Origin of the sequence: Streptosporangium sp. 'caverna', assembly GCF_003203775.1 — a bacterium.
Classification (GTDB): Bacteria; Actinomycetota; Actinomycetes; order Streptosporangiales; family Streptosporangiaceae; genus Streptosporangium; species Streptosporangium subroseum.
The window spans coordinates 8,897,940-8,910,323 of the sequence record NZ_CP029711.1 but is presented as its reverse complement, the minus strand read 5'-3'; the positions used below and the strand labels follow the sequence as shown (position 1 = coordinate 8,910,323).

General features: G+C 70.2%; 10 protein-coding genes and 1 pseudogene. 7 read left to right on the top strand and 4 right to left on the bottom strand.

Annotation, left to right across the window (positions count from 1 at the left end; translation table 11 throughout):
• Position 1: 1 nt before the first annotated feature.
• The 4 genes from DKM19_RS38260 to DKM19_RS38245 all read left to right on the top strand — a co-directional run bounded on the left by DKM19_RS38260 (position 2) and on the right by DKM19_RS38245 (position 5,819).
• Positions 2 to 1,462, top strand: a complete 1,461-nt coding sequence (locus tag DKM19_RS38260; protein ID WP_110702638.1) for a benzaldehyde dehydrogenase — start codon at positions 2 to 4, stop codon at positions 1,460 to 1,462.
• Between the two features lie 50 nt (positions 1,463 to 1,512).
• Positions 1,513 to 2,736: an MFS transporter gene (locus DKM19_RS38255; RefSeq protein WP_110702637.1), complete on the top strand. Its 1,224-nt coding sequence runs from the start codon at positions 1,513 to 1,515 to the stop codon at positions 2,734 to 2,736.
• Between the two features lie 279 nt (positions 2,737 to 3,015).
• Entirely contained in the window at positions 3,016 to 4,560 is a 1,545-nt protein-coding gene (locus DKM19_RS38250; protein ID WP_110702636.1) for an alpha/beta hydrolase, read from the top strand.
• A 158-nt stretch (positions 4,561 to 4,718) separates the two neighbouring features.
• The gene (locus DKM19_RS38245; protein ID WP_110702635.1) at positions 4,719 to 5,819 is read left to right on the top strand and encodes a glycerophosphodiester phosphodiesterase; all 1,101 of its coding nucleotides are present in this window, start codon (positions 4,719 to 4,721) and stop codon (positions 5,817 to 5,819) included.
• 156 nt (positions 5,820 to 5,975) lie between these two features.
• On the opposite strand, the gene DKM19_RS38240 is transcribed toward DKM19_RS38245, so the two are convergent.
• On the bottom strand, positions 5,976 to 6,494 hold the full coding sequence (locus DKM19_RS38240) for a cysteine dioxygenase family protein (protein WP_110702634.1): 519 nt from the start codon (positions 6,492 to 6,494) through the stop codon (positions 5,976 to 5,978).
• A 127-nt stretch (positions 6,495 to 6,621) separates the two neighbouring features.
• Positions 6,622 to 7,512, bottom strand: a complete 891-nt coding sequence (locus DKM19_RS38235; RefSeq protein WP_110702633.1) for an amidohydrolase family protein — start codon at positions 7,510 to 7,512, stop codon at positions 6,622 to 6,624.
• Between the two features lie 216 nt (positions 7,513 to 7,728).
• Here DKM19_RS38235 and DKM19_RS38230 point away from each other — a divergent pair, with 216 nt between their 5' ends.
• Positions 7,729 to 8,718 carry a LacI family DNA-binding transcriptional regulator gene (locus DKM19_RS38230; RefSeq protein WP_110702632.1) on the top strand — a complete coding sequence of 330 codons (990 nt, stop codon included), beginning with the start codon at positions 7,729 to 7,731 and terminating at the stop codon, positions 8,716 to 8,718.
• Between the two features lie 156 nt (positions 8,719 to 8,874).
• Here the strand turns inward: DKM19_RS38230 and DKM19_RS38225 are convergent.
• Both DKM19_RS38225 and DKM19_RS38220 read right to left on the bottom strand, forming a co-directional pair.
• Positions 8,875 to 10,149 (bottom strand): annotated as a pseudogene (locus DKM19_RS38225) (aromatic amino acid lyase); the annotation flags it as partial.
• Between the two features lie 79 nt (positions 10,150 to 10,228).
• Complete coding sequence (locus DKM19_RS38220) at positions 10,229 to 10,597, bottom strand: phage holin family protein (RefSeq protein WP_089208814.1); 369 nt, start codon at positions 10,595 to 10,597, stop codon at positions 10,229 to 10,231.
• 329 nt (positions 10,598 to 10,926) lie between these two features.
• Here DKM19_RS38220 and DKM19_RS38215 point away from each other — a divergent pair, with 329 nt between their 5' ends.
• The gene (locus DKM19_RS38215) at positions 10,927 to 11,964 is read left to right on the top strand and encodes an NADP-dependent oxidoreductase (RefSeq protein WP_110702631.1); all 1,038 of its coding nucleotides are present in this window, start codon (positions 10,927 to 10,929) and stop codon (positions 11,962 to 11,964) included.
• Positions 11,965 to 12,009: 45 nt separating this feature from the next.
• Positions 12,010 to 12,294, top strand: coding sequence for a hypothetical protein (locus tag DKM19_RS38210; RefSeq protein WP_239513812.1), 285 nt, complete (start codon positions 12,010 to 12,012; stop codon positions 12,292 to 12,294).
• Positions 12,295 to 12,384 lie beyond the last annotated feature (90 nt).

Here is a 12,384-nt window from a genome sequence, read left to right as displayed (position 1 = left end):
TATGACGCTCATGGATGCCAAGACGTGGACCGGCCAGGTCTTCGGCGACGGCTGGAACACCTCGCGGGCCGGTGACGCGGCCGTCGTCGAGCCGGCCACCGGCGCGGAGCTCGGCCGGGTCGGCATCGCCGGGCCCGAGGACGTGGCAGCGGCGGCGGTGCGGGCCGTACGGGCACAGAGGGAGTGGGCGGCGGCCTCGTTCGAGGAGCGGGCGGCCGTGCTGCGGCGGGCGGGGAGGTTGTTCGAGGAACACGCGGCGGAGATCGACGACTGGGTGGTCCGTGAGACCGGAGCGGTCCGTCCCAAGGCGGAGCTCGAGACTCACATCGCCGCACAGGAGTGCTACGAGGCCGCGGCGCTGGTCTCCCAGCCGCTGGGAGAGATCCTGCCGACTTCCAAGAAGCGGCTCAGCCTGGCCCGCCGCGTCCCGGTGGGGGTCGTCGGGGTGATCGCTCCGTTCAACTTCCCGCTGATTCTCGCCATCCGCTCGGTCGCCCCGGCGCTCGCCGTGGGCAACGCGGTGATCCTCAAGCCCGACCCGCGCACCGCCGTCTCCGGCGGCGTCGCGATCGCCCGCGTCTTCGAGGAGGCGGGGCTGCCTCCGGGCCTGCTGCACGTGCTCCCCGGCGGAGCCGAGACCGGGCAGGCACTGGTCGGTGACCCGCTGGTGCGGGTGATCTCCTTCACCGGCTCGACCGCCGCCGGCCGGGCGGTGGGGGAGGCGTGCGGGCGCCTGCTCAAGCGGGCGCACCTGGAGCTCGGCGGCAACAGCGCGCTGATCGTGCTGGACGACGTCGACCTGGATCTCGCGGTCTCGGCGGGAGCCTGGGGCTCGTTCCTGCACCAGGGGCAGATCTGCATGACGACGGGCCGGCACCTGGTGCACGCCTCGATCGTGGAGGAGTATGTCGCCCGGCTCGCGGAGAAGGCCGACCACCTGCCGGTCGGCGACCCGATGGGCGGGCAGGTCGCGCTCGGCCCCCTGATCGACGCCGGTCAGCGGGACAAGGTCCACGGCCTCGTCACCGCGAGCGTCGAGGCCGGGGCGCGGCTCGCCGCGGGCGGCACCTACGAGGGGCTGTTCTACCGGCCCACGGTGCTGGCCGACCTTCCCGCGGGCGCTCCCGCCTACACCCAGGAGGTGTTCGGCCCGGTGGCCCCGGTCATGCCGTTCTCCACGGTCGAGGAGGCCGCCGCGCTGGCGTCCGACAGCGAGTACGGACTGTCCCTGGGCATCCTCACCCGCGATGTGATGAAGGGCCTCGCGCTGGCCGACCTCATCCCCACCGGGATCGTCCACATCAACGACCAGACCGTGGACGACGAGGCGACGGCTCCGTTCGGCGGGGTGGGCGCCTCGGGCACCGGCTCTCGTTTCGGCGGGGGCCGGGCCAACATCGAGGCCTTCACCGAGACCCAGTGGGTGACGATGCAGGGAGACATCGCGAGATACCCCTTCTGACCCTCTTATGGGGGTGCTGGGCGGTTTCGGGGGTGTGGGAAGGTTGGGCAATGTCTGAGCGAAGAGTCAGTTTGTCGCGGGTTCTGTTGATCGTGGGATTCGTGCTCGCCTCGCTCAACCTGAGACCGGCGCTGGCCGGGATGTCGCCGGTGCTCGACGAGGTCATGGGCGACCTCGGACTGAGCGCGGCCGGGGGCGGGGCGATCACCACGGTCATGGTGATCTGCCTGGGCGTGCTGGGCCCGCTCGCCCCGCTCCTGGCCCGCCGGTTCGGCCTGGACCGCACGGTCATGGCCGGACTGCTGATCCTGGCCGCCGGGGTGGTGCTGCGCAGCGCGGGCAGCGTCCCCGCGCTCTACATCGGCGCGGCGATCGCCGGTACGGCGATCGGCATCATGAACGTGGCGATGCCCGGCGTCGTCAAGCAGCACTTCCCCTCCCGGATCGGCCTGTTCACCTCGGTCTACGTCTCGGGCCTCGTGCTCGGCGCCGCCACCATGTCCGGACTGGTGGTGCCGCTGGAGCGTGCCACCGGTTACGGCTGGCGCGAGGTGACGGCGATGGCCGCGATCCCGGCCGTCGTGGCGATGGTGCTCTGGCTGCCGCAGGCGCTGCGACGCCCCGTGGCGCAGAGCGCGGTGCCCAGGCCGTTCCGCGTGATGCTGCGCAGCCGGGTGACCTGGTTCGTGACCGCCTACATGGGCCTGCAGTCGCTGACCTTCTACATCATGCTGGCCTGGGTGCCGACGATCTTCCAGGACGCCGGGCTCCCCGCCGACCAGGCGGGATACATGCTCGGGCTGACGCATCTGGCACAGATGGCCGCCACGCTCACGGTCCCGCTCTTCGCGGGAAGGGCCCGGTCGCAGGTGCCGTACATGACGGTCGCGAGCGTGCTCACCATCGCCGGATACGTCGGCATCCTGCTCGCCCCCGCGGCCTCCCCCTCCCTGTGGATGATCATCCTTGGCCTGGGACAGGGCGGCTCGGTCGCGCTGGCCCTGCTGATCGTCGCGCTCCGCGCCCCCGATCCCGCCTCGGTCACCGCGCTGTCGGCCGTCGCCCAGTCCGTCGGATACACGCTGGCGGCGCTGGGGCCGCTCGTGATCGGCGCGCTCTACCAGAGCTCGGGCGGCTGGACGCTTCCGCTGCTGGTCGGGCTGGGCGTGTGCGTGCTCCAGCTGCCCGCCGGGTTCCTGGCCGGGCGTCCGACGCCTCCCGCGGAGAAGGAGGAGAAGGCCCGCCCCGTGGCGGACCCGCTTCCTCTGGGATGACGCCTCCTGTCATCCGATATTGCTGAACATCAACATCGGTCCCGCCTCGTCGCTATGATCATTTTTGCCGGTCGATATTACGATTTTTGGTCTTATCTACCGGTAAGAATCACGGAGCACCCTCTCCAGAAGGGAATGCATGCGAGGCGGGTTCAGGCGGATCCCTCCCTCGACCGGCGATGCGGCATCTGCCCCGCCGGCGACGGCCGGAGCCATTCACGTGTGTTCCTGATTCATCGCCGCCCCCTCGCACGCGGCACGTGACTGTGAAAGGAACGCATGAAGAGGCGGTTATTCACCGTTGTTCTCACGGCGCTCGCGCTGACGTCCTCGCTCTCCCAGCCGGTCCTCGCAGAGCCGACTGTCGAGCAGGCCGCGGCCTCGGAAGGGCGCTCCTCCGCGCCGATCCAGTGGGCGGAGTGCGGCACCACCAAGGGCGAGTGCGCGACCCTGAAGGTGCCGATCGACTGGAAGAAGCCGGGCGGGCCGACCCTTGACCTGGCGATCGGCCGGCTCAAGGCACTGGACCCGGCCAAGCGGATCGGCGTGCTGGTCGTCCACCCGGGCGGCCCCGGCGGCTCGGGGATCAGTCCGTTCATCCTCAACGGGGCCATCCCGGAGAGCGATCCGATCCGGCAGTACTTCGACCTCGTCAGCCTCGACCCACGCGGCGTCGGCCGCAGCACCCAGGCGGTGTGCAGCGAGGACCTGGTCAACCGCACGCCGACCACCTATCCGGCAGACGAGGCCGAATACCGGGCGCTCCTGCAGTTCAACGCGGACCTGTCGAAGGACTGCCGCGAGCAGACCGGCCCGCTGTTCGACCACGTGGACACCACCAGTGCGGCCCGCGACATCGACGCGATCCGGGTGGCGCTCGGCGAGCGCAAGATCAGCTTTTTCGCGATCTCCTACGGCACGCAGGTCGGCCAGCAGTACGCCGAGCTGTTCCCGGGGAACCTCCGCGCGATGGCGATCGACTCCAACATGGACCACAGCATCACCTCCGCGTGGCAGTACCTGAAGACCACGACGGAGGACTTCGAGGGCAGCTTCCTCGAATTCGCCAAATGGTGCGGTGAGACCGCGGCCTGCCCGCTGTACGGCCGGAACGTCGTCGACGTGTGGGACGGGTTGCACGCGAAGGCGACGGCCGGCGACCTGACGGACGCCGACGGCACCCCGATCTCCGCCGAGGAACTGCGGCTGGGGCTGTTCGACTACATGTACGACCCGAGCACCTGGTTCGACGCCGCCGGCTGGCTGAGGGATCTCGCCGACGGCTCGCCCTCGGCGAGGGCGGCCATCACCAAGGCGGAGGTGGTCGGCAACCCCTACCCCGCCATCTGGTGCTCCGACTGGACGTGGGACGTCAGGAGCTTCTCCCAGCTCGACCAGTACAGGCGGCAGCTCGAAAAGGTCGCCCCGCACACGAAGCTCTCGCCGTTCTGGTCCGACGTGACGAGCTGCCTCAACTGGCAGGGCCCCGTGTCCAACCCGCAGCACCGGCTCAAGATCAGTGGAAACCCGCCCGTTCTGGTGGTCACGGCCCGCCATGACGTCGGCACCCCGGCGGCGTGGAACCACGCGGCCGCGCAGCAGATCCCGCGATCGGTGGTGCTTGAGTACGAGGGTGTCGGGCACGGCCAGTTCCGCAACAGCGTCTGCGCGCACGACAAGATCGCGAAATACCTGATCGAGCTCAGGACACCGCCGCGCGGCACCAGTTGCGCCCCCGAATACCTGACCCAGCCGCCCGCCGCGACGGACCTGGCGAAGAAGCTGCCGATCACCCGGACCGGCCGCCCCGTTCACGCCGGCTGACCTTCACAACCTCGCATCCCCCGGCAGCGCCCGCACCCCGCGGGCGCTGCCCCTCTTTTGCGCGGGGCCCTCGGGTCAATGCCTCGGACACCTGGGTGTGCGGTGCCCGTCGTGTGCCGGGCACCTGACGGTTACCTATGACTCCTACGGTTCTTGACATGATCCGTAAGCTCCTGAGCGTGACGCTGGCCGTCCTCGCGACCGGCACCGTCGCCGTTGTGCTGCAGCAACCCGAACCCGCGACCGCCGACCGCCGTGGTTCCGCCCCCATCGTCGTCGGGCACCGGGGCGCCAGCGCCCACCGGCCCGAGCACACGCTGCTCTCCTACGAGACGGCGATCGCGCTCGGCGCCGACTACATCGAGCCCGATCTGGTCTCGACCAAGGACCGCGTGCTGGTCGCCCGGCACGAGAACGAGATCTCCGGCACCACCGACGTCGAGAGCCACCCCGAGTTCGCGGCCCGCCGTACGACCAAGACCATCGACGGCCTCGCGATCACCGGCTGGTTCACCGAGGACTTCACCCTCGCCGAGCTGCGGACGCTCAGGGCCGAGGAGCGCATCCCTGACCTGCGTCCTGACAACACCGCCTTCAACGGCCTCGCCCAGATCCCGACCTTCGACGAGGTCGTCAAGCTCGCCCGGCGGAGCGGCGTCGGCGTCTACCCCGAGACCAAGCACCCGAGCTACTTCGACTCCATCGGGCTCTCCCTGGAGGAGCCCCTGCTGGAGGTGCTCCGCAAGAACGGCTGGAGCGGACGGAACGACCCGGTCTTCATCCAGTCGTTCGAGAGCGGCAACCTGCGCGAGCTCAGCAAGAAGACCCGCCTGCCGCTGATGCAGCTGATCAACGCCACCGGCGCGCCGTACGACTGGGCGGCCGCCGGAGACCCGCGCACCTACGACACCATGGTCACCCGCGAGGGATTGCGCGATGTGGCGAGCTACGCGTACGGCGTCGGCGTCGACACCAAGCGGATCGTCCCCCTCGGCCCCGACGGCCGCACGGCGGCCCCCACCACGCTCATCCAGGACGCACACCGGGCCGGTCTGAAGGTTCACACCTGGACCATCAGGAACGAGAACTCCCAGCTCCCGGTGGACTTCCGGCTCGGCAACACGGCCAATCCCGCCTTCCCGCGTGCCACGGGCAACGTGATGGGCTGGCTGGAGAAGCTCTACGGGCTCGGCCTCGACGGCGTCTTCGCCGACGACCCGGGCATGGCCAACGCGGTCAGGGAGCGCGTGTTCCAGTAGGGACGTCCTGGCCGGAAGGTCAAGCGCTCGAAAGGGGGCGCCCGCCGTACCGTACGGCGGGCGCCCCCTGGGCGATCACCCCTGTCGACCGGGCCAAACGGTACGGCTCCCGCTTGCGGCGGGAGCCGTACGCGACGGAGACCGGCCCGATCGTTCTCAGGCGACCTCTTCCATCTCCGGGATCTCGTCCACGGGACGCAGTTCGTCGGCGTAGCTGACCGAGATGCGGCGCATCACGCCGGTGTCGCTGATCGAGTACTGGCCGAGACGCCATAGCGGCGGCGAGTAGGCGTGGATCGAGACGCTGCCGTGCTCGACGCCGCTCAGCCGGTGAATGTGGTCGGGGCCGAAGGAGAAGGACTCGTCCTTCGTGATCACGGATTCCAGGTGCTCGCCGCCGATGCGCGGGTTGCACTCCAGCAGCGTTCCGGCCACCACCCGGACCGCGCCGGAGGAGATGTCGTGGTCGTGCCAGCCGGTGTCGTCCTCGGGCCGCCAGCACAGGAGCCAGACGTCGACGTAGGAGTCCCGGTAGAGGGAGGCGTAGTGGCGGTCCCCGTCCTCGGGGAAGTCCACCTGGTCCGCCCAGCGGGACGGGTCGGCGGCCAGCTCGTTGACCAGGTCGAGCAGCTCACGCCGGTCGAGGGCGCGGGCGGGCAGGGTCTCGTAACTCATGAAATCTCCCAACCGGCGGGTCGGGAACCCGCGTTCGCCCGCGCGGTGAGCACGGTAAGCGGCTTGTCTCGTTCGCTCGCAGGCCGGCCTCCCGGAGGCGCACAGCTCTCGCGGCCCTTGGACTGGTTCACTTTCGCGACTCCTTTCGGTTCAGCAGACGGCTGGGATTGGTGACCGCGACGGCGTGCCAGGCGGCGTCGCCGAGCGCGGGATCCGGGGCGGTGGCGTAGGGCAGGTCAGAACCGTTGACCACGACGTCGATGCCGAGCTCGCGGACGATCGTGTCGATGGCGCGCGGACCGTAGGAGGAGGTCTCCAGGAACATGCCGGAGTCCACCGACCCCCGGCTGTCGCCGCCCCGGTTCTTCAGGCGCTCGGAGTGGAGCGGGGCCAGCCCGGCCAGCAGCGAGAAGCAGACGCTGAGCTCGGGGTGGCGGGCGCGGCCGAAGGCGGCGAAGGCGAACCAGGAGGCGTGCATCTGCTGCACGTACGGCACGACGGCGGGCCACCAGCCGGGTCCCTCCGGGTCGGTGGCCGGGCCGGGGTGCACAAAGAGCGGCAGGTCGCGTTCGGTGAGTACGTCGAGCAGCGGGGCGATTCGCGCGAGGTCCTCCGCGTTGCGCAGAGCCGTGGCGGGGAGCTGGAGCCCGGCGAATCCCTCGTCGAGGGTCCTTGCGAGTCGGGCCGGGTCGACGGCGCTGAGGCAGGTCGCCGCCCAGGCGCCGAACGGTGCGGGCAGGGCGCGGGCGTCCTCGTGGTAGGCGTCGATGATCGGCCAGGCGTCCTCGGGCGGTAGTGACTCGATGCCGAGCGGGCTGGACAGCGACACCAGGGCCAGATCGAGCCCCTCGTTCAGCGCGAGCCGCCCGGTGAGGTCGTGGTCGCCGGGATTCACCTCGTAGGGAGGCTCGCCGTCCAGGTGGAGGGTCCAGCCGTCAAGGCGGGGTGAGGCCGTGCGCCGCCGCAGCGCGTCCACGAACGCGGGCGCCCACAGATGCTGGTGCACATCGATGGCCATCTCCCGTCTCTCCCTTCGCGGCATTACGGCCCGATCCCTTCGGTGTATTTCCTACCTAGAATATAGGTAAAACCCCTGACCATGTAACACTTCCGAGTGACACGGTTCAGTGAACCGTTTCAGTGAACCGCTTCACACCAGATGTGTCAATGCGTCTTATTCCGTTGATCAGGCGGAGATCACACTCTTGACAGACCGGAGCCATAGGCTGGTTGGATGCCTCAGCCCAGGAAACGAGCGACGATTCGTGAGGTGGCGAAGGCCACCGGTCTCTCTCCGGCAGCGGTCTCGTACGCTCTGCGCGGCCTGCAGGTGTCCGAGGAGACCATCGAACGCGTGCGCCAGGCCGCCGATGAGCTCGGCTACGAGGCCGATCCCATCGCCCGCGCGCTGGCCAGCGGCCGGACCGGCATGATCGGTCTGCTCTGCGGCTCCCTCGAAGATCTCTGGCAGCAGGCCCTGGGCGTCGGCATCGGACGGGCGCTCAAGGACAACGACCGCTACGCGCTGATCCTGGACGCCGCCGGTGACCCGGCCCGGGAGCACACGATGGCCCGCCAGCTCCGTGACCAGCGGGTGGACGCCCTGATCGTGCAGCCGGTGAACCCGGCGGCGCCGTTCTGGGCCGAGCTGTGCGAGAGCCTGCCGGTGGTGTCGATCGGCGACGGGCTGGCCGGGGCGCGCACGGCGGGAGAGGTCGTGTTCGACAACCGGTCCGGCGTGACCCTGGCACTGGAGCACCTGCGCGACCGGGGACACCGGCGTCTCGTCCTACTCACCTCGACCCTGGCCAGCACTCCCGACCGGCCCGCGGACGTGCACGTCCTCGCCGAGGGCGGGCGGCTGGGGCTGGACATCGAGGTGGTCACCGCTCCCCAGGCGCTGACGGCCGCCACGGAGGTCGCCCGCCGGATGCTCGGCGACGGGCACCGGGCCTTCTTCTGCTTCAGCGACTCGATCGCCTACGGGGTGTACGCGGCGGCGGACGAGCAGGGCCTCCGGATCCCCGCCGACGTGTCCGTGATGGGCTACGACAACCATCCCATGTCGGGTCTGCTCACCCCCGGGCTCACCACGGTCGACTGGGACATCGACGGCATCGTCCGCGCCGCCGTCCGGATGGTCGTGGCCGCGGCCGACGGCAACACCCGCCGCCGCCGTATCGTCCAGGCTCCGCAGCTCCGCGCGCGCGGTTCGGTCGGCTGATCCGGCCGCGATCTCCACGGCCTCCACCCGGGGGCGCGGCGGGCGATGGAGCGCGAGTCCGGGCAGCAGCCCGCGTGCCGCGTCGATGTCGCCGTCCAGGGGGCGGTCGGCCATGGCGGGGTCGAGGGGGATGTCGCAGGGGAGCCCGCGCTGGCGCAGAGCCCGCACGGCGGCGACCAGCTCGCAGGCCAGGATGATCTCGAACGGTTCCGTCGCGGCGAGGGTGGAGCGGGCCGCCTGGGGGGTGAAGCTCGCGTGGTCCTCGGTTCCGAGGGAGAGCACGCCGGTGCCGAGGGTGACGGGCACGGCCAGCTGACGCAGGGCGGCCAGGGCGGAATGGGCGACGTATTCGAGGATCATCACCCCGGACAGTCCTGGGCGCTCGGCCAGAAACGGGAGCAGGCCCGTGTGGGCGGGGTCGGTCAGGGTGGTCAGCCTGGTGGCGCTCAGCGTCGCGGTCTGGACGAGCGCGGCCCGGAGGGCGTCGAGGGCGAGGGCCACCCGCGCGGAGTGGAAGTTGCCGTTGTGCCAGGCCCGGCCGTCCGCGATCAGCGGGTTCTCGGGGGCCGTGTTGAGATCCTCGGTGACGGCCTGTTCCGCGTAGTCCAGGGCGTCGAGGACGGCGCCGTGGACCTGCGGGAAGGCGCGGTAGCCGTAGGGGTCCTGGATGTGCCGCGGGCTGGTGGCGCCGACCTGGGCACGCAGCCCGGCCGCGACCGCGGCCTGGTTCGGCCTGCGCTGTACGGCCTGCGCCAGCGGTTCGAGCGAGGCGTCGACCGCCCGGAAGGAGTGGGCCGCGACGGCCGTGGCGGCGGTCAGGAGAAGTCTCAGGCGGTGGCAGGCCAGGGCCGCGTCCGCGAGGGTCGCCGCGCCCGAACTGATGAAGGGCAGCGCGTCGCCGGAGGCCAGGGCGAATCGGGGCGCGTCATCGGAGATCGGCGCGAACCAGGGTGCGTCACCGGAGACCGGCTCGGACCGGGGCACGTCGCCGGAGGCCGGCGTGAGCCGGGGCGCGGCGTCCGCGCTCCGCGCGTGCCCCTCGCCGGAGGCCGGGGTCCAGGGCAGCTCGCCGAGGAGGCAGAGGGCGGTGGTGGCCAGGGCGGTGAGGTCGCCGGTGCCGATGGCGCCGTAGGTGCGGATCGGGGGAGTGAGACCCCGGTTGACGGCGCTCGCGAGGGCGGGGAGGAGGGCGGGGTCGAGCCCGGAGCCGCCGGTGAGGAGCTGGTTGAGGCGGACGACGAGGGTGGCGCGGGCGCGGGACTCCTCGATCAGCGGTCCGGCGCCGCCCGCGTGGCTGCGGAGCAGGTCGAGCCCGGAGGCCTCGACCGGTACGTCCTTGTTGGCGCCCACGCCGGTGGTCTGGCCGTACACCGGTCCGGTGAGCGAACCGGCCGTCCGCCAGGCGACCTCGGCATGCTGGGTGGAGCCCATCAGGATCCCGGAGCCGTGTGCCGCCCGGTGGACCTGCTCGCAGGTCAGATGGGCGCCGTCAAGGACAACGATCATCGGGTCAGTCGCCGAGCACCAGGTCGAGCAGCCAGCTGATCACACCGACGATGATCGCGCCCCAGAACGCGGCCCAGAAGCCCTCCACGTGGAAGGACAGGTGGAGCTGGGCGGCGATCCAGCTGGTCAGGAGCAGCAGGCCGGCGTTCACCACCAGGGCGAACAGCCCGAGGGTGAGGATGTAGAACGCGCAGCCGAGCGTCATGATGATCGGCTTGAGGACCGCGTTGACGATTCCGAACACGAAGGCGACCGCGACAAGGGTGACGATCTGCTCGGTGGTGGTCGCGGCGGAGACGGTGATGCCGTCCACGAGCTGTGTCGCCGCCCACAGGGCGGCTGCCACAACCAGGATTTTAATGATGATTTTCACGTTTCGGCATCCTCGCATGGATGGTCGGACGGGCGATAGATCCGCTCCCAAGAGCGGATATAGAAGGTATATACGGACACTAATCACTCTGGGGGCGATCGGGGCGGCTACCTGCCGAAACCGGGGGCGCCCGACCCGGACGGGTGGTGGTCGCGCAGCCCCAAACCATAGGAGGCGCGGGCGATGCCCGCCGGCTCTTGTGGGGAGGATCCCAGATGCCTGCCGCCGTCCGCGGGTGAGGAGCCAAGCGCCCGCGGCCTCCGGCGAGGAAGATTCGACTGAGGGAAACGGCTCCTTCCGGGAGCGCGCACCGTCTGAGAGGGTTTGCCATGTCTGACCACGCTGGATCCGCAGGCCGTACGAGAACACGGGAGATCCGGCTCGTCTCACGGCCCGACGGATGGCCGACGCCGGAGAACTTCGAGCCGGCGGCGGTGGAACTGCCCGACCCCCGGGAGGGGCAGGTCCTCGTCCAGAACCTCTTCATGAGCGTCGACCCCTACATGCGGGGACGCATGAACGACGTCAAGGCGTACAACCCGCCCTTCGAACTCGGCAAGCCCCTCGAAGGACGGGCGATCGGCAGGGTCGTCGAGTCGCGTTCCCCCGATCTCGCCGCCGGTGATCTCGTTCTGCACGGGCACGGCTGGCGCGAGCGCGCGGTCCTCGACGCGAGCGAGGCCCGCACGGTCGAGGAGATCCCCGGCGTCTCGCTCTCGGCCTATCTCGGAGTGCTCGGCATGCCCGGTCTCACCGCCTACGTGGGCCTGCTCGACATCGCCGCGTTCAAGGAGGGCGAGGCGGTGTTCGTGTCGGGCGCGGCCGGGGCCGTCGGCAGCCTGGTCGGGCAGCTCGCCCGGCTGAGGGGCGCCTCCCGGGTCGTGGGCAGCGCCGGATCGGACGAGAAGGTCGCCCACCTGACCGGGGAGCTCGGCTTCGACGCCGCCTTCAACTACAGGAAGGGCCCGGTCCACGAGCAGCTCGCGAAGGCGGCTCCCGACGGGATCGACGTCTACTTCGACAATGTCGGCGGCGATCACCTGGAGGCGGCCATCGGCGCGCTCAGGAGATACGGCCGGGTCGCGATGTGCGGATCGATCTCCACCTACAACGCCACCTCCCCCGTGCCCGGCCCGCGGAACCTGGGCCGGGCCGTCGGCGAGCGTCTCACCCTGCGCGGTTTCATCGTGACCGACCATGCCGCGCGCAGGCCCGACATGATCGCCGAGGTGGGAGAGGGCCTGCGTGAGGGAAAGATCACCTTCGAGGAGACCGTCGTCGACGGCCTGGAGAACGCCCCGGCGGCCTTCATCGACATGCTCCGCGGGGCCAACGTGGGGAAGATGATCGTCCGGTTGGCTCCCTGATCGCGCATGATCGACGTAATCTCGGGGCAGAAGGGGCCTGAGGGGGTGGGTCAGTTGGAAACGGATGATCTTGAGGCGCTGTCGGCCCAGGAACTACATGAGCGTGCAGTCCACTATGCCGTGCACCACGCGGACTTCGGCTTCCTGTGGGAGTTGCTCAGCATGATCCCCCCGGCGCAGGCGTCCAGCGGAAACGAGGACGAGACGGCGAACGACCTCAGCCGGCTGTCGGCTCTGCTCAGTGACGCGATGGCGTCGGGTCAGGGCGAGCTGGGTGAGGCCCTGCGCCCGTTCTACATCCGCTATCTGTCCAAACATCCCGAGGCCTGAGGTCCCGCTCCGCTCTGACCACCGCCCTGAGCACGTTCCGTCCCTGTTCCGATTGCCTCGATAGGGTGATCGGCACAACTACGGGAGGAA